The sequence below is a fragment of the Shinella sp. WSC3-e genome (assembly GCF_945994535.1).
Lineage (GTDB): Bacteria > Pseudomonadota > Alphaproteobacteria > Rhizobiales > Rhizobiaceae > Shinella > Shinella yambaruensis.
In genome coordinates this window covers 3,293,496-3,310,105 of sequence record NZ_OZ000530.1, presented here as the reverse complement: position 1 = coordinate 3,310,105, position 16,610 = coordinate 3,293,496, and the positions used below count along the sequence as shown (strand labels likewise).

General features: G+C 66.5%; 17 protein-coding genes. 12 read left to right on the top strand and 5 right to left on the bottom strand.

The features are described 5' to 3' along the window. Positions 1-159 precede the first annotated feature (159 nt). Genes AABF56_RS16385 through AABF56_RS16365 form a run of 5 tightly spaced genes read left to right on the top strand, consistent with a single transcriptional unit; the run spans position 160 to position 5,385 of the window. The gene (locus AABF56_RS16385) at positions 160-1,809 is read left to right on the top strand and encodes an ABC transporter substrate-binding protein (RefSeq protein WP_244769783.1); all 1,650 of its coding nucleotides are present in this window, start codon (positions 160-162) and stop codon (positions 1,807-1,809) included. Between the two features lie 39 nt (positions 1,810-1,848). Then, positions 1,849-2,895, top strand: coding sequence for an ABC transporter permease (locus tag AABF56_RS16380; RefSeq protein WP_272807525.1), 1,047 nt, complete (start codon positions 1,849-1,851; stop codon positions 2,893-2,895). Then, positions 2,892-3,809 carry a nickel transporter permease gene (gene nikC, locus AABF56_RS16375; protein WP_244769785.1) on the top strand — a complete coding sequence of 306 codons (918 nt, stop codon included), beginning with the start codon at positions 2,892-2,894 and terminating at the stop codon, positions 3,807-3,809. Before AABF56_RS16380 ends, nikC begins: the two co-directional genes overlap by 4 nt. Beyond that, positions 3,806-4,639 (top strand): ABC transporter ATP-binding protein, encoded by an 834-nt coding sequence (locus tag AABF56_RS16370; RefSeq protein WP_272806744.1) that lies wholly within the window; start codon positions 3,806-3,808, stop codon positions 4,637-4,639. The genes nikC and AABF56_RS16370 overlap by 4 nt, the downstream gene beginning before the upstream one ends. Further along, complete coding sequence (locus AABF56_RS16365) at positions 4,636-5,385, top strand: ABC transporter ATP-binding protein (protein ID WP_272806743.1); 750 nt, start codon at positions 4,636-4,638, stop codon at positions 5,383-5,385. Before AABF56_RS16370 ends, AABF56_RS16365 begins: the two co-directional genes overlap by 4 nt. 6 nt (positions 5,386-5,391) lie before the next feature. Here the strand turns inward: AABF56_RS16365 and AABF56_RS16360 are convergent, their stop codons facing one another. After that, positions 5,392-5,865 carry an Lrp/AsnC family transcriptional regulator gene (locus AABF56_RS16360; protein ID WP_272806742.1) on the bottom strand — a complete coding sequence of 158 codons (474 nt, stop codon included), beginning with the start codon at positions 5,863-5,865 and terminating at the stop codon, positions 5,392-5,394. Positions 5,866-6,041: 176 nt separating this feature from the next. Here AABF56_RS16360 and putA point away from each other — a divergent pair, with 176 nt between their 5' ends. After that, complete coding sequence (gene putA / locus AABF56_RS16355; protein WP_272806741.1) at positions 6,042-9,728, top strand: trifunctional transcriptional regulator/proline dehydrogenase/L-glutamate gamma-semialdehyde dehydrogenase; 3,687 nt, start codon at positions 6,042-6,044, stop codon at positions 9,726-9,728. A gap of 53 nt (positions 9,729-9,781) precedes the next feature. Here the strand turns inward: putA and AABF56_RS16350 are convergent, their stop codons facing one another. Both AABF56_RS16350 and AABF56_RS16345 read right to left on the bottom strand, forming a co-directional pair. Beyond that, positions 9,782-10,360 carry a UbiX family flavin prenyltransferase gene (locus AABF56_RS16350; RefSeq protein WP_272806740.1) on the bottom strand — a complete coding sequence of 193 codons (579 nt, stop codon included), beginning with the start codon at positions 10,358-10,360 and terminating at the stop codon, positions 9,782-9,784. After that, the gene (locus AABF56_RS16345) at positions 10,357-11,868 is read right to left on the bottom strand and encodes a UbiD family decarboxylase (protein WP_272806739.1); all 1,512 of its coding nucleotides are present in this window, start codon (positions 11,866-11,868) and stop codon (positions 10,357-10,359) included. The genes AABF56_RS16350 and AABF56_RS16345 overlap by 4 nt, the downstream gene beginning before the upstream one ends. A gap of 108 nt (positions 11,869-11,976) precedes the next feature. Between AABF56_RS16345 and ubiT the strand changes: the two genes are divergently transcribed. Genes ubiT through ubiV form a run of 3 tightly spaced genes read left to right on the top strand, consistent with a single transcriptional unit; the run spans position 11,977 to position 14,390 of the window. After that, the gene (gene ubiT, locus AABF56_RS16340) at positions 11,977-12,477 is read left to right on the top strand and encodes a ubiquinone anaerobic biosynthesis accessory factor UbiT (protein ID WP_272806738.1); all 501 of its coding nucleotides are present in this window, start codon (positions 11,977-11,979) and stop codon (positions 12,475-12,477) included. Next, entirely contained in the window at positions 12,468-13,445 is a 978-nt protein-coding gene (ubiU, locus tag AABF56_RS16335; protein WP_272806737.1) for a ubiquinone anaerobic biosynthesis protein UbiU, read from the top strand. The genes ubiT and ubiU overlap by 10 nt, the downstream gene beginning before the upstream one ends. 9 nt (positions 13,446-13,454) lie before the next feature. Continuing rightward, positions 13,455-14,390 carry a ubiquinone anaerobic biosynthesis protein UbiV gene (gene ubiV / locus AABF56_RS16330; protein WP_272806736.1) on the top strand — a complete coding sequence of 312 codons (936 nt, stop codon included), beginning with the start codon at positions 13,455-13,457 and terminating at the stop codon, positions 14,388-14,390. 6 nt (positions 14,391-14,396) lie between these two features. On the opposite strand, the gene AABF56_RS16325 is transcribed toward ubiV, so the two are convergent. Both AABF56_RS16325 and AABF56_RS16320 read right to left on the bottom strand, forming a co-directional pair. After that, positions 14,397-14,858 (bottom strand): hemerythrin domain-containing protein, encoded by a 462-nt coding sequence (locus AABF56_RS16325; protein ID WP_272806735.1) that lies wholly within the window; start codon positions 14,856-14,858, stop codon positions 14,397-14,399. Positions 14,859-14,867: 9 nt separating this feature from the next. Further along, on the bottom strand, positions 14,868-15,023 hold the full coding sequence (locus AABF56_RS16320) for a hypothetical protein (RefSeq protein WP_023514989.1): 156 nt from the start codon (positions 15,021-15,023) through the stop codon (positions 14,868-14,870). Between the two features lie 109 nt (positions 15,024-15,132). Here AABF56_RS16320 and AABF56_RS16315 point away from each other — a divergent pair, with 109 nt between their 5' ends. From AABF56_RS16315 to AABF56_RS16305, 3 genes are all read left to right on the top strand, one after another. After that, positions 15,133-15,684, top strand: a complete 552-nt coding sequence (locus AABF56_RS16315) for a cytochrome c oxidase subunit 3 (protein WP_272807524.1) — start codon at positions 15,133-15,135, stop codon at positions 15,682-15,684. Between the two features lie 7 nt (positions 15,685-15,691). Beyond that, entirely contained in the window at positions 15,692-15,967 is a 276-nt protein-coding gene (locus tag AABF56_RS16310) for a cytochrome C oxidase subunit IV family protein (RefSeq protein ID WP_272806734.1), read from the top strand. Between the two features lie 157 nt (positions 15,968-16,124). After that, positions 16,125-16,577 (top strand): c-type cytochrome, encoded by a 453-nt coding sequence (locus AABF56_RS16305; protein ID WP_244769797.1) that lies wholly within the window; start codon positions 16,125-16,127, stop codon positions 16,575-16,577. Positions 16,578-16,610 lie beyond the last annotated feature (33 nt).

Below are 16,610 nucleotides of genomic sequence, written 5' to 3'. Positions count from 1 at the left end.
CGGCCGCTCCCGCAGGAGTGGCGCCGCTGTTTTCTGCTGTATGGCCCCGAAGGGGGATTGTCTTTGCCGTCGATATCGTGATTGAATTTTAGGAATGGCATTCGGTGCACGCGTGTGCATCGGATACCGAAGGAAAATCGTGCAAAACGGGGAACTGGAATGAACAGGGAAACCATCACCGTACGCGTTCGTCCGCTGCTGGCCGGCGCGGCCTTCTCTTTGTTGCTTGCATCCGGCGGCATGGCGCCGGCCTTTGCCGAGACGCCGGCCGACACGCTGGTGCAGGCCTGGGCGATCGACGACACAATCACGCTCGACCCGGCCGAATCCTTCGAGCTGAGCCCGGCCGAATTCCTCGGCAACGGCTACGACATGCTGGTGCGTCTCGATATCGACGACACGACCAAGGTCAAGGGCGGCATCGCCGAGAGCTGGGAAGTGTCCGAGGACGGCCTGACCTATACGTTCAAGCTGAAGCCGGGCATCAAGTTCGCCTCCGGCAACCCCGTCACCGCCGAGGACGTCGCCTGGTCCTTCGAGCGCGTCGTCAAGCTCGACAAGAGCCCGGCCTTCATCCTCACCCAGTTCGGCCTTAACGGCGACAATGTCACCGAAAAGGCTAAGGCCGTGGACGAGGGCACGTTCGTCTTCACCGTCGACAAGGCCTATGCGCCGAGCTTCGTGCTCAACTGCCTTACCGCGACCGTGGGCGCCGTGCTCGACAAGAAGCTCGTCATGGAGCACGCCGAAGCCAGGACGCCGAGCGACGAATACAAGTACGACACGGATTTCGGCTATGGGTGGATGAAGACCAACTATGCCGGCTCCGGCCCGTTCAAGATCCGCGACTGGCGCGCCAACGAAATCCTCGTGATGGAGCGCAATGACAACTATTACGGCGAGAAGCCGGCGCTCACCCGCGTCATCTACCGCCATGTCAAGGAAAGCGCGACCCAGCGCCTGATGCTCGAGGCCGGCGACATCGACGTCGCGCGCAATCTCGAGCCGGGTGATTTCGAGGCGGTTTCCAAGAACGCCGATCTCGCCACCACCAGCGCGGCGAAGGGCACGGTCTATTACATCAGCCTCAACCAGAAGAACGAGAACCTTGCCAAGCCGGAAGTGCGCGAGGCGCTCAAATATCTCGTCGACTACGACGCGATCGGCGCCACGCTGATCAAGGGCATCGGCGAGATCCGCCAGACCTACCAGGCCAAGGGCGTGCTCGGCGCGCTCGATGCGAGCCCCTATACGTTCGACGTTGCCAAGGCGAAGGAGCTGCTGGAAAAGGCGGGCCTGAAGGACGGCTTCTCCGTCACCTTCGATGTGCGCAACACGCAGCCCGTGACCGGGATTGCCGAATCCTTCCAGCAGACCGCCGGCCAGGCCGGCGTCAAGGTCGAGATCATTCCCGGCGATGGTAAGCAGACGCTGACCAAGTACCGCGCCCGCAACCACGATATGTATATCGGCCAGTGGGGCATGGACTACTGGGATCCGAACTCGAACGCGGAAGCCTTCACCTCGAACCCCGACAATGGCGACGAGGCCTCGGTCAAGACCCTGGCCTGGCGCAATGCCTGGGACATCCCCGAGCTGACGGGAGAGGTGAAAGCGGCGCTTCTGGAGCGTGACAACGACAAGCGCGCCGAGATGTACAAGAAGCTGCAGCAGCAGGCGCTGGACACGAGCCCCTTCGTCATGATCTTCCAGCAGACCGAAGTGGCCGGCATGCGCGGTAACGTCAAGAACTACAAGCTCGGACCGAACTTCGATACGAACTTCCTTGCGCCCGTGACCAAGGACTAAGTCTGAAGGACCGGTCCCTTGAGCACTGCTGAAAGACGGATGCCGGCAAGGCGCGCCAACAGGCGCGCCTTCGCGACCCTCAAAGCGATCGCCGGCTTCGTCGTGGTCGTCGCCACCACTTATCTCGGTCTTCTCGCCGTGACCTTCTTCATCGGTCGCGTCGTGCCGATCGATCCGGTTCTGGCGATCGTCGGCGACCGCGCGCCGTCCCATGTCGTCGAGCGCGTGCGGCAGGAAATGGGCTTCAACCTGCCCTATTACCAGCAGTTCTTCCTCTATGTGAAAGGCGTGCTGCAGGGCGATTTCGGCACATCGGTGCTCACCACCAATCCGGTGATGACCGATATCCGCCGCGTCTTTCCGGCGACCATGGAGCTTGCCACCGTCGGCACGGTCATCGGCGCCGCCTTCGGCATCCCGCTCGGGGTGCTCGCGGCCGTCCGGCGCGGCAGCCTTGCCGACCAGATCGTGCGCATCGTCGGCCTCGTCGGCTATTCGGTGCCGATCTTCTGGCTCGGCCTCCTCGCCCTTCTCGTGTTCTATGCCCGCCTCGGCTGGACGTCCGGTCCCGGCCGCATCGACGTGGTGTTCGAATATACCTTCACGCCGATCACCGGCTTCTTCCTGCTCGACGCGATCCTCAATCGCGACTGGGCGGCCTTCCGCGACATTGTCTCGCACATCGTGCTGCCGGGCTCGCTGCTCGGCTATTTCTCGCTCGCCTATATCAGCCGCATGACGCGGTCCTTCATGCTGAACGAGCTCGGCCAGGAATATATCGTTGCGGCGCGCGCCAAGGGCCTGTCGGAAACCCGCATCATCTGGGGCCATGCGCTGCGCAATGCGGCCGTGCCGCTCGTCACGGTGATCGCGCTCTCCTATGCCGGCCTGCTGGAAGGCTCGGTGTTGACGGAGACCGTCTTCGCCTGGCCGGGCCTTGGCCTCTACATCACCAATTCGCTGCAGAATGCTGACATGAACGCGGTTCTCGGCGGCACCATCGTCATCGGTTCCGTCTTCATCGCCATCAACCTGTTATCCGACGTGCTTTACCGCATGCTCGACCCGCGGACGAGGACACGATGAGCGAAACCGCCATGACCCGCCGCGAATGGCTTCTGACCGACCGGCCGCAATCGCGCCTGCAGGCCCGGCTCGGCCGCGCCTATGTCACCTGGCGGCGGTTTGCCGCCAACCGGCTCGCCGTCATCGGCATGCTGATCATCCTCGGGCTGATCGTGCTCGCGATCTTCGCGCCGCTGCTGGCGCCGTATTCGCCCTATGTCGGCGATCTCGCCAAATCCCGCCTGCTGCCGCCGGATGCCGCCCATTGGCTCGGCACGGACGACCAGGGCCGCGACATCCTCTCGCGCCTCATCTACGGCTCGCGCCTGACGCTCCAGGTCGTGGTGCTGGTCGCCATCATCGCCGCGCCGCTCGGCCTTTTGGTCGGCACGGTCGCCGGTTATGCCGGCGGCTGGGTGGATGCGGTGCTGATGCGCATCACCGACATCTTCCTCGCCTTCCCGAAGCTCGTGCTGGCGCTCGCCTTCGTCGCGGCGCTCGGGCCCGGCATCGGCAATGCCATCATCGCCATCGCCATCACCTCCTGGCCGCCCTATGCGCGCATTGCCCGCGCCGAGACGCTGACGGTGCGCAATTCCGATTATATCTCGGCCGTGCGGCTGATGGGCGCCTCGCCCTGGCGCATCGTGCTGCGCCATATCATGCCGCTCTGCATCTCCTCGCTCATCGTGCGCGTGACGCTCGACATGGCGGGCATCATCCTCACAGCGGCCGGCCTCGGCTTCCTCGGCCTCGGCGCGCAGCCGCCGCTGCCGGAATGGGGCGCGATGATCGCCTCCGGCCGCCGCTTCATCCTCGACCAGTGGTGGGTGGCCGCCATGCCGGGTTTCGCCATCCTCGTCGTCAGCCTCGGCTTCAACCTTCTGGGCGACGGCCTGCGCGATGCGCTGGATCCGCGCGGGAGCAGCCAATGAGCGCACTTCTCGACGTCAAGGACCTGCGCGTCTCCTTCCCCACCCGCACCGGCATGGTGGAGGCGGTGCGCGGCGTTTCCTTCACGCTCGGCCGTGAGCGGCTGGGCATCGTCGGCGAAAGCGGCTCGGGCAAGTCGCAGACCGGCCGCGCCATCATGGGCCTGACGCCGGAGCATGGCCGCATCTCGGCGGAGAAGCTGGAGTTCAACGGCATCGACCTCACCGGGACGTCGAAGGCCGAGCGGCGCGCGTTGCGCGGCAAGCGCATCGCCATGATCCTGCAGGATCCGAAATATTCGCTCAACCCGGTCATGAGCATCGGCCGCCAGATCATCGAGACGCTGCGCACGCACGAGCCGGTCGGCAGGGCGGAGGCGCGCAGGCGGGCGCTCGACATGCTGGCCGCCGTGCAGATCCGCGACCCGGAGCGCGTCTTCGACCTCTATCCGCACGAGGTCTCGGGGGGCATGGGCCAGCGCGCCATGATCGCCATGATGCTGGTGGCCGGCCCGGAACTGTTGATCGCCGACGAGCCGACCTCGGCGCTCGACGTGACCGTGCAGCTCGACGTGCTCGGCATCCTCCATCGGCTGGTGGCCGACCGCGGCATGGGGTTGATCTTCATCTCGCACGACCTCAGGCTCGTGTCGTCCTTCTGCGACCGGGTCATCGTCATGTATGCCGGGCGCATCGTCGAGGAACTGCCGGCCTCCCGGCTTTCCGAGGCCGAGCATCCCTATACGCGGGGCCTGCTCAACTGCATGCCGAAGATCGGGGTCGACCGGCATCCCCTGCCCGTCCTCGACCGTAAGCCGGAGTGGGCACTATGACGGCGGCTCTCGCCATCGACGGCCTCGGCGTCGTCTTCGACGATTTCGTGGCCCTTCAGGATGTCAGCCTTACGGTGGAACCGGGCGAATCCTTCGGGCTGGTCGGGGAATCCGGCTCCGGCAAGTCGACGCTGCTGCGGGCGGTCGCCGGGCTCGCGCCGGTTTCCGCCGGCACGATTGTCGTTGACGGCAAGACGCTCGGAGACAAGCGTGACAAGGCCTTCTATCGACAGGTGCAGATGGTGTTCCAGGATCCCTATGGATCGCTGCACCCGCGCCAGACGGTCGACCGGCTGCTGCTGGAACCGCTCGCCATCCACGGCTTCGACGATTCGGAAAGCCGCATCGTGCGGGCGCTGGATGAGGTGGGGCTCGGCGCGAGCTTCCGCTTCCGCTATTCGCACCAGCTCTCGGGCGGCCAGCGCCAGCGCGTGGCGATCGCCCGGGCGCTGATCCTCGAACCCTCCATCCTGCTGCTCGACGAGCCGACCTCCGCGCTCGATGCCTCGGTGCAGGCCGAGGTGCTGAACCTGCTCGAACAGGTGCGCGCGGCGCGCAAGCTTACCTTCGTCATGGTCAGCCATGACCTTGCCGTCGTCACCCATATGTGCGACCGGCTGATGGTCATGCAGCATGGCCAGGCGGTGGAGCAACTCGCTTCCGTCGACCTTGCGGCACACCGGGTGACGCAGGACTATACGCGCAGCCTGCTCACGGCCAGCGAAGGCTTCCGCCGAAACGGCTGACCGGGTTCAGCGCCCGCCTTCCTTGATGGATTCCATGGCGACGGAGGTCGAGGTGCTGGCGACGTTCGGCAGGCTGGAGATCTTCTCCCCCAGCACCTCCCGGTAGCGGCGGATATCGGCGGTGCGGATCTTGATCAGGTAGTCGAAACGGCCGGCGATCATGTGGCACTCCTCGACCTCCTTGATCTTGCGCACCGCGCTGTTGAAGGCGTTGAGCGCCGCCTCCTTGGTGTCCGAAAGCTTCACCTCGGCGAAGGCGACATGGTCGAGCCCGAGCTTCTTCGGGTTGAGCACGGCGCGGAAGCCGTCGATATAGCCGTCGCTGATCAGGCGCTGCAGGCGCAGCGTGCAGGGCGTCTTCGAAAGCCCGACGATTTCGGACATTTCGGTGATGGAAATCCGAGCATTTTCAACGAGAAGATCGAGGATCTTGCGGTCGATCGCGTCGATTTCGCCAGGAAACGGCTTTGTCTTGGACATTTGTCTCACCTAAAGCGCCAATATATGGAGATAGCTCCTGCCTATACGCATATAATGGTGAGAAAGTCGCACGGCAATCGACTATGTTCCGCGCCAGTGCCATGAGGCTGGAATGCATCGGCAAGCGGTGTATCCTCTCCTCGCATCCAGTGGCCGAACCCGAGATGGTGATGGAAATGGTCCAGTCTGCAAACGAACAAAAAATCTCCGCTTTCGCTGACTTCGCGCCGCCGATCCGGCCGCAGGGCGAGCTGCGCCAGCGCATCACCGCCGCCTACCGCACGCCGGAAGAGGACGCGGTCCGGCCGCTGCTCGAAAAGGCCACACTGCCGGCCGATGTCGCAGCGCGCATCCGCGAGACGGCACGCACGCTGATCGTCGCGCTGCGCGCCAAGCACAAGGGCTCGGGCGTCGAGGGGCTGGTGCATGAATATTCGCTCTCCAGCCAGGAGGGCGTCGCGCTGATGTGCCTTGCCGAGGCGCTGCTGCGCATTCCAGACAATGCCACGCGCGACGCGCTGATCCGCGACAAGATTTCGGAAGGCGACTGGAAGTCGCATATGGGGGGCGGCCGCTCGCTCTTCGTCAATGCCGCCACCTGGGGCCTCGTGGTCACGGGCAAGCTGACCTCCACCGTCAACGACCGCGGCCTTTCCGCCGCCCTCACGCGTCTCATCGCCCGCTGCGGCGAGCCGGTCATCCGCCGCGGCGTCGACATGGCCATGCGCATGATGGGCGAGCAGTTCGTCACCGGCGAGACGATCGACGAGGCGCTGCGCAATTCGTGCGCCCTGGAGCGTAAGGGCTTCCGCTATTCCTACGACATGCTCGGCGAGGCGGCGACGACGGCCGCGGACGCGGAGCGCTATTATCGCGACTACGAGAACGCCATCCACGCCATCGGCAAGGCCTCGGCCGGCCGCGGCATCTATGAAGGTCCCGGCATCTCGATCAAGCTGTCCGCGCTGCATCCGCGCTACGTGCGCGCCCAGGCCGAACGGGTGATGGGCGAACTGCTGCCGAAGGTGAAGGCGCTCGCGGCCATCGCGAAGTCCTACAATATCGGCCTCAACATCGATGCCGAGGAGGCCGACCGGCTGGAACTGTCGCTCGATCTTCTGGAAGAGCTTTGCCACGATCCGGCCCTTGCGGGCTGGGACGGCGTCGGCTTCGTGGTGCAGGCCTATGGCAAGCGCTGCCCCTCCGTGCTCGATTTCATCATCGACCTTGCCCGCCGCTCCAACCGGCGCATCATGGTACGCCTCGTCAAGGGCGCCTATTGGGACGCCGAGATCAAGCGCGCGCAGCTCGACGGGCTGGAAGAGTTCCCCGTCTTCACGCGCAAGATTCACACGGATGTCTCCTACATCGCCTGCGCCCGGAAACTGCTAGCGGCGAAGGATGTGGTCTTCCCGCAGTTCGCCACGCACAACGCCCAGTCGCTCGCCACGATCTACCAGCTCGCAGGCCCGGATTTCCGCGTCGGCGACTACGAGTTCCAGTGCCTGCACGGCATGGGCGAGCCGCTTTACGACGAGGTCGTCGGCGAGGAGAAGCTGAACCGTCCGTGCCGCATCTATGCGCCGGTCGGCACGCATGAGACGCTGCTGGCCTATCTCGTCCGCCGCCTGCTGGAAAACGGTGCGAACTCCTCCTTCGTCAACCGCATCGCCGATCCCGCTATTTCGGTCGACGAGCTCATTGCCGATCCGGCCGCCGTGGTACGCGCCATGCCGGTGCCGGGCGGCAAGCATGACAAGATCGCGCTTCCCGCGGAACTCTACGGCAAGGGCCGCCTGAACTCCGCCGGCCTCGACCTTTCCAACGAGGCGGTGCTGGCGAAGCTTGCGCAGGACCTTGCGAAGACCGCGGCCGTCGAATGGCAGGCCGCGCCCAGGATCGCCGATGGCTCCAGCGAGGGCGAGCGGCGGCCGGTGCTCAATCCGGCCGATCACAGGGATATGGTCGGCACCGTCGTCGAGACGACGGATGCGGGCGTCGCGAAGGCTGCGAGGCTTGCGCTCGAAGCGGCCCCGGCCTGGGCCGCCGTGCCGCCGCGCGAGCGCGGCGACCGGCTCGACCGCGCCGCCGACCTGATGCAGGCCGAGATCGCGACGCTGATCGGCCTTGCCATCCGCGAGGCGGGCAAATCCGCCGCCAACGCCATTGCCGAAGTGCGCGAGGCGATCGACTTCCTGCGCTACTATGCCGAACAGGCGCGGCGTACGCTCGGCGCCGGCCATGCGCCGCTCGGCCCGATCGTCTGCATCAGCCCGTGGAACTTCCCGCTGGCGATCTTCACCGGCCAGATCGCGGCCGCGCTCGTCGCCGGGAACCCGGTGCTTGCGAAACCGGCGGAGGAAACGCCGCTGATCGCCGCCGAGGCCGTACGCATCCTGCATGAAGCCGGCATTCCGGCCGGCGCGCTGCAACTGCTGCCCGGCGACGGCCGCGTCGGCGCCGCCCTTGTCGGCGCACCGGAAACGGCGGGCGTCATGTTCACCGGCTCGACGGAAGTCGCTCGCCTCATCCAGAAGGAACTCTCCGGCCGTCTCTCGCCGGCCGGCAAGCCGATCCCGCTGATCGCCGAGACCGGCGGGCAGAACGCGATGATCGTCGATTCCTCGGCGCTTGCCGAACAGGTGGTGTTCGATGTCATCGCGTCCGCCTTCGACAGCGCCGGCCAGCGCTGCTCGGCGCTGCGCGTGCTGTGCCTGCAGGAGGACGTCGCCGACCGCACGCTCACCATGCTGAAGGGCGCGCTTGCCGAACTCACGATCGGCCGCACCGACAAGCTCAATGTCGACACCGGCCCGGTCATCACCGCGGAGGCGAAGCAGACGATCGAGGCGCATATCGAGAAGATGCGCGCGCGTGGCCGCAAGATCGAGCAGGTGGCGCTGCCCGCGGAAGCTGCCCGCGGCACCTTCGTTTCGCCCACCATCATCGAGCTGCAGTCGCTTGCCGACCTGGAGCGCGAAGTGTTCGGTCCGGTCCTGCATGTCATCCGCTACAAGCGCGAGGATGTCGACCGCCTGATCGACGATATCAATGCGACGGGCTATGGCCTCACCTTCGGCCTACACACGCGCCTCGACGAGACGATCGCCCATGTCACCAGCCGCGTGAAGGCGGGCAATATCTACGTCAACCGCAACATCATCGGCGCCATCGTCGGCGTGCAGCCGTTCGGCGGCCGGGGGCTCTCGGGCACCGGGCCCAAGGCCGGCGGCCCGCTCTATATCGGCCGCCTCGTGCAGGTTCCGCCGGTTCCCCCACAACACAGCTCCGTGCATATCCAGCCGGCGGTGCTCGATTTCGCCCAGTGGCTGCGCGGCAAGGGTAAGGCCGGGCTTTCCGATCAGGTCCGCGATCTCGGCAGCAATTCGGCGCTCGGGCTGGACATCGAGCTTCCCGGCCCCGTCGGCGAAAAGAATCTTTATGCGCTTCATCCGCGCGGCCGGATTCTCCTCGCCCCGGCGACGGAAGAGGGGTTGCTCGCCCAGCTCGGCGCGGTGTTCGCCACCGGCAACAGGGCGGTGATCGATGCTGCCTCCGGTCTCCAGCCCGCGCTTGCCGGCCTTCCGGCGAGCCTTGCGGCGCTGATCTCCTGGTCGTCCGATTGGGCGGCGGATGGTCCCTATGCGGGGGCGCTCGTCGAAGGGGATGGGGACAGGGTGGTCGAGGCCGCCCGCCGTATCGCCGCGCTGCCCGGCCCGCTCGTCCTGACGCAGGCCGCCACCACGGCGGAAATCCGGGCGGGGGCGGATGCCTATTGCCTCAACTGGCTGCTCGAAGAGGTCTCGACCTCCATCAATACGGCCGCCGCCGGCGGCAATGCCAGCCTGATGAGCATCGGCTAAGGCATTTTTGAAATCCGGGCCGCTCCTTCGAGCGGCCAGGTTTCGTTTTCCAGCTATCCGGCCCCCTCCCAGGGCTTGGCAAGGGACGGGTGCGGCATTGCCAGGAGATCGATGGCACGGGCGGCGAGGTGGTCGACGATGTCGGCCACGGATTGTGGGCGATGGTAGAAGGCCGGCACCGGGGGCATGACGATCGCGCCCATCTCCGTGACGGCACACATGTTGCGCAGATGGCCGAGATGGAGCGGTGTCTCGCGCGCCAGAAGGACGAGTCGGCGGCGTTCCTTCAGTTGCACATCGGCGGCGCGGCCGATCAGCGTGTCGGTCCGGCCGGTGGCGATGGCCGAGAGCGTCTGCATGGAGCAGGGCGCGACAATCATGCCGCGGACGGGAAACGAGCCGCTGGCGACCGATGCGCCGATATCGCCTGTCGGATGATGGCGGTGGACGAGCGGCAACAGGCGTTCCAGCGCGTCCGCGCCGCATTCGAGGTTCAGCGTGCGGCGCGCGGCATCGGAGACCACGAGATGGATTTCGATATCGCCGAGCGCGGCAAGGCGTTCGACGATGCGTACGGCCAGCGCCGCACCGGAAGCGCCCGTGATGCCGACGATCACCCGTTCGGTCTTCATGCGAACGGCTCCGAAAGGCCGAGGGAGGCCCAGAGACCGTCCACCTTGGCGACGACGTCGGGCGTCATGGCGAGGACCCGTCCCCATTCCCGCTCGCTCTCCGTGTCGATCTTCCGTGTCGCATCCAGTCCGAGCTTGCCGCCGAGGCCGGATTTCGGGGAAGCGAAGTCGAGATAGTCGATCGGCGTGTTTTCCACGAGCATCAGGTCGCGGCTGGCATCGAAGCGGGTGGAGAGCGCCCAGATCACGTCCGGCCAGCTTTTCACGTCGATGTCGCCGTCGACGGCGATGATCAGCTTGGTGTAGCTGAACTGCGGCAGCATGGACCAGAGACCCATCATCACCCGCCGCGCTTGGCCGGGATAGCGCTTGTCGATGGAAACCACCATGGCACGGTAGGAGCAGGCTTCGGGCGGCAGCCACAGGTCGAGGATCTCCGGGAACTGGCGCTTCACCAGCGGCACGAAGAGTTCGTTCATCGCCTCCCCCAGCCTCGACGGCTCGTCCGGCGGCCGGCCGGTATAGGTGGAGAGGTAGAGCGGGTCCTTCCGCAGGGTGATCGCCGAGAGCATCATGACCGGGAAGGGCTCGACGGCATTGTAATAGCCGGTGTGGTCGCCATAGGGTCCTTCGTCCGCCGTCTCGCTGGCCGAGACCGTGCCTTCCAGCACGATTTCCGCGCTGGCGGGGATAGGCAGCGGCACGGTGAGGCCACAGGCCGTCTCCTGTCGCCGGCCGTTCAGCACACCGGCAAAGCTGAGTTCGCTCATGCCGTCGGGCAGCGGCATGACGGCGGCAAGGATCGTCGCCGGATCGGCACCGATGACGACCGCGACGGGCATGTCGCGCCCGGCCGCCTGCCAGAGGCGATGGTGGCGCGCCCCGCCGCGATGGGCGAGCCAGCGCATGATGAGCCGGTCCTTGCCGAGCTTCTGCATGCGGTAGATGCCGACATTGATGTCTGCCGGATCGTCCGGCGCCCGGGTGATGACGAGCGGCCAGGTGACGAGCGGGGCGGGCTCGCCCGGCCAGCAGGTCTGGATCGGCAGGCGGTCGAGATCGGCCTCCTCGCCCTGCCAGACGATCGCCTGGCAGGGGGCGCGGCGGACCGTGCGCGGGTTCATCGAGAGCGCGGCTTTCAAGTGGGGCAGCTTCTGCCAGGCGTCGCGCAGCGAGCGCGGCGGCTGCGGGTCGCGCAGGTCCGCGAGGAAGGCGGCAAGGCGCGGCAGGCCGCCGGCGGCAAGGCCGAAACCCCATTCGATGCGCTCGCGCGTGCCGAAGAGATTGGTAAGCAGCGGGATCGGCTGGATGCGTCCCTCCGCATCGACCGGCCGCTCGAAGAGCAGCGCCGGCCCTTCCGCCGCCAGTACGCGGCGGTGGATTTCTGTCGCCTCGTGCACCAGCGAGACGGGCTCGCGGATGCGCACCAGCCTTTCCCGCCGCTCCAACAGGGCGACGAAATCCTGAAGGCTCTCGAAACGGCGCGGAACGGGAGTATCGGCTTTCATGCGGCACCCTTGCAGGGGAAAAATGTTGTGGTCTTTGACCTGGCGCAAATTCCCGCGGAGCAAGGCTCCCTAGGGTCCGGGTATTCGTTTCTGCCGAAGGCCAGCCGCATGCTTCCCCCGCTCCTTGCAAAACCGGTCGATCTCGCGCCCCTCTGGCTGGTGGAGCGGGTGGCGCGCACCCTCTTTTCCGGCGTGCTGAAGGCCCATCCCGAGCTTTTTGAGCGGCTCGGCGATTATCGCCGCACCCGCTACGGCTTCTCGCCCGTCGATCTGCCGCTGCATTTCACCGTCGTGCCGGCCATGAAGGCGCTCACCGTCTCGCGCGGCGCGGCGCCCCCTGTCGATGCGCGGATTGAGGGGCCAATGGTGCTGCTTCTCGGCCTGCTCGAAGGCCGCTGCGATGCCGATGCGCTGTTCTTCTCGCGCGACCTCTCGGTCACCGGCGACATGGAGGCGATGCTGGCGCTGCGCAACGCGCTCGACGACAGCGCCATCGACCTGCCGCGCGAGCTCGGCGCGCTGGCCGGTCCGCTCTCGCCGCTCATCGCCGGCACGGCGCGCTACATCCGCGGCAAGGCGCTCGAAGGAAGGGATGCGACATGGAACTGATCTGCCCCGCCGGCACCCCCGCCGCCTTCCGCGAGGCGGTGGAGGCCGGTGCCGATGCCGTCTATTGCGGCTTTCGCGACGAGACCAATGCCCGCAACTTCCCGGGCCTCAACTTCAGCCGTGAGGAACTGCGCCAGTCGATCGCGCTTGCCCGTCGCAAGAAGGTGCAGACCTTCGTCGCGCTCAACACCTTCATGCGGGCGGGCGACGAGGCGCTGTGGTATTCGGCTGCCGACGACGCGGTGGCGATGGGCGCCGATGCGCTGATCCTCGCCGATTTCGGCCTGATGGCCTATGTCGCGGAAAAATTCCCGCAGCAGCGGCTGCATGTCTCGGTCCAGGCTTCCGCCTCGAACCCGGAGGCGATCCGCTTCCTCGTCGAGGCCTTCGGGGCAAAACGCGTCGTGCTGCCGCGCGTCCTGACCGTGCAGGACATCGCCCGGCTGACGCGGCAGATCGACTGCGAGGTCGAGGTCTTCGCCTTCGGCGGGCTCTGCGTCATGGCGGAGGGACGCTGCTCGCTCTCCTCCTATGCAACGGGCAAGTCGCCCAACATGAACGGCGTCTGCTCGCCGGCGAGCCATGTACGCTACCGGCAGGACGGTGCGGACCTCGTCTCCGAGCTCGGTGCCTACACGATCAACCGCTTCGGCCCCGGCGAGGCCTCCGGCTATCCGACGCTCTGCAAGGGGCGCTTCGAGATCGGCGACGTCGAGGGCTACGCCTTCGAGGATCCCGTCTCGCTCGACGTCATCGACGAGATCGACGCGCTGCGCGCGGCCGGCGTCTCGGCGCTGAAGATCGAGGGGCGCCAGCGCGGCAAGGCCTATGTCGCCGAGGTGGTGTCGTCGCTCAAGAAGGCGCTCGTCGCTTCGCCCGGCGAGCGTGCCGCGCTCGTCGCCCGGCTGCGCGCGATGAGCGAGGGCCAGCGCACGACGACGGGTGCCTATGACAAACGCTGGCGATAGGAGACGGTGATGGCGACGACAGGCAAACCGGCGCTGAGCCTCGGCCCGATCTATTTCCTCTGGGACGGGCCGAAATGGCGGGACTTCTATTTCCGCATCGCCGACGAGGCGGCGGTCGAGCATGTCACGCTCGGGGAAACGGTCTGTTCCAAGCGCCAGCATTTCAGCGAGCCGCATGTCGCCGAGGTCGTCGAGCGGCTGGAGGCAGCGGGCAAGCGCGTGACGCTCTCCACGCTCGCCATGGTCACGCTGCCGCGCGAAAGCCGGCATGTGCGCGATCTGATCGCCGACAGCCTGCATACGGTGGAGGCGAACGACCTCTCCGCGCTCGGCCTCCTCAAGGGCCGGCCGCATTCGATCGGCCCGCTGGTCAATGTCTACAATGCGGCGACGGCCCGCACGCTTGCCGCCCGCGGTGCCGAGAACATCTGTCTGCCGCCGGAGCTGCCGGCCGGCTCCATCCGGCAGATGCTGGAGGCCATGCCGGATTTCTCCTTCGAGGTCTTCGCCTTCGGCCGCATGCCGCTCGCCATTTCCGCGCGCTGCGCCCATGCGCGCTCCAAGGGGCTGACCAAGGACAATTGCCAGTTCGTCTGCGGCGAGGAGCCGGACGGCCTGCCGCTGCGCACGCTCGACCGTCAGTCCTTCCTCGTGCTGAACGGTGTGCAGACCCTGTCGAACAGTTGCGTCGTGCTCGTCGATGATCTTGCGCCGCTCGTCGAAGCGGGCCTGTCGCGCGTGCGGCTCTCCCCGCAGGATTGCGACATGGTGAAGGTGGCAAACCTCTACCGCGGGGTGCTCAACGGCAGGATCGACGGCGAGGAGGCGATCGCGGACCTGGTGAAGGTCTATCCCGGCGTGCGCTTCTCCAACGGCTTCCTGCACCGGCAGGAGGGCGCGGCCTGGGTGTCGCGCGGGCGGAACGCGGCGATAGGACGGGACTGAGGGCGGTCAGGCGAAGACATCGCGCCCCTCCGCCTTGGCGGCGATGAGCGTCTCCAGGATCATCTGTTCGGAAAAGACATGGCGGCGCAGGCTTTCCTGGAAGCCGCTTATCATGCGCGACACCGTCTCGGGCGAAAGCCCGCAGCGACCGTCGGCGACGGCCTTCAGCGTCAGCGAAAGCTCCTCGGCGGCGAGCCGGTCGCAGCGGTGCTCTGCCTTCAGGCGCTCGATCGCCAGGGCGGCGAAGCAGGAGCCGGCATGCCGGTCGAAATCCGGAAAGAGCAGGCGCTCCTCCAGCTCGTGCACCGCCTTGAGGGCGGGCGGAATGGCGTCGGCGAGCGCGCGCAGCTCGCCGGCGGTGCCCGGCTCGCTTGCCGTCTCCTCGAGGCGCAGGCAGAGATCGAGCAGGGCCTGGTGAAGCGTTTCCAGCCGGTCGATATCGGCGGCGTCGAGGCTCGCATCGTCCATCGCCGCCTCCTACTGGCCGAAGAAGAGCACGGCGGCGATGACCACCGAGGCGCTGACGGCGGACAGCGTTCCCGCGCCCTGCAGCACGCCCATGCGGTAGAGCATCAGGGCGAAACCGGCGATAACCGGAGCGGCGATGAGGAGACCGAACTGTGCATCCGTCATGGGAAGGTCCTTTCCGTTGCCGCCATCATGCCGCGTTGGGCAGCGCCGCTCTTTGCGCCGGCGCAAAGAAGCCCGCGGCTTCATGGGCTAGGGCTGGGCCATGGCGACGATGGACGATATGCGCACGGCGGTTGCGAAGGCGGAGAGCGGGGAGGGCGATTGCCTTCTTCTCTGGATCCTGGTGTGGAGCGAACTTTTGGCCTTCGGCGCGCTGCTCGTCGCCTTCATGGTGATGACGCTGGTGGACGTCGAAAATGCGTCGTTCCTGCGCGCGCATCTCCATCCCGGCCTTGCCGCGCTCAATACGATCCTTCTCGTCCTCAGCGGCTGGCAGGCGGCGCTGGCGGTTCGCCGCGGGGCGGATCTTTCGGGCGTTCGCCGCTCCCTCGTCCTTGCGGGCCTTCTCGGCCTTGCCTTCGCGGCGGTGAAACTCGCCGAATACGGGATGGAGGTCCGCTCCGGCATCGGCGGGGCAGGCACGCTTGCCGAACTCTATTTCCTCGTCACCGGCTTCCACCTGCTGCACGTCGTCTTCGGCGCTGCCATCCTCTTCCTCGTCGCCTGGCGCCCGTCGCGCAGCAATGCCGTGATGATCGCGACGCTCTGGCATGCGATCGACCTCGTCTGGCTCGTGATGTTCCCGATCGTCTACCTCACCTGAGACCGCCATGACCCGACAGGCCCGCGAACAGTTCATCGCCACCCTTGCCATGCTGCTGACGCTCGCCGTCGGCGGCGCCCTCGTCGGCGGGCTCAGCGGCGGGCTGCTGGTGCCGATCGCCGCGGTGCTGATCATGGCCTATGCCAAGGGTCGTTTCGTCATCCTCGATTTCATGGAATTGCGCGCGAGCCGCAGCGCGCTGCGGCCGGCCCTGCTTGCCTGGCCGGCGCTGCTCCTGTCGCTGGCGCTCGCCCGCTCGGTCCTCGCCGCGCTCTTCGGCTGACGAACCGCCCCGCTCTTTGCCAATGCGCAAAGAAGGCTTTTTCCCTCCCGCTAGAACAAGGACGTCCCGCAGTGCCGGCGAGGGGATCGCCGGCAGAAAGTCGGCGGGGGTTTTTCGCCGGAGCCATGGAGTTTCCGGCAAGGGAAAGGACCATGGGATGGCAGAGCGCCTTACCAAGACCGGGGCCCGCAACGTCTTCTATGGCGGGTCCATCTTCTTCTTCACGATCTTCGTCGGGCTGACCGCCCATTCCCATTACTACATGCGCACGACCGCCACCGACGAGACGACGCTGACCGACAGCGTCGCGCGCGGCAAGCATGTCTGGGAGAAGAACGCCTGTATCAACTGCCACACGCTGCTGGGCGAAGGCGCCTATTTCGCGCCCGAGCTCGGCAATGTGTGGAAGCGCTATGGCGGGGCAGACGACCCGGAAGGCGCGCGCGAGGCCTTCAAGGCCTGGATGGCGGCGCAGCCGAGCGGCGCGGAGGGCCGGCGGCAGATGCCGCAGTTCAACCTCACCGAACAGGAACTCAACGATCTCGCCGATTTCCTCGAATGGACGAGCAGGATCAACACCCAGAACTGGCCGCCGAACGATGCCGGCTGAAGCCTTTCCGTTCTTACGCAATTCCGGACGCAA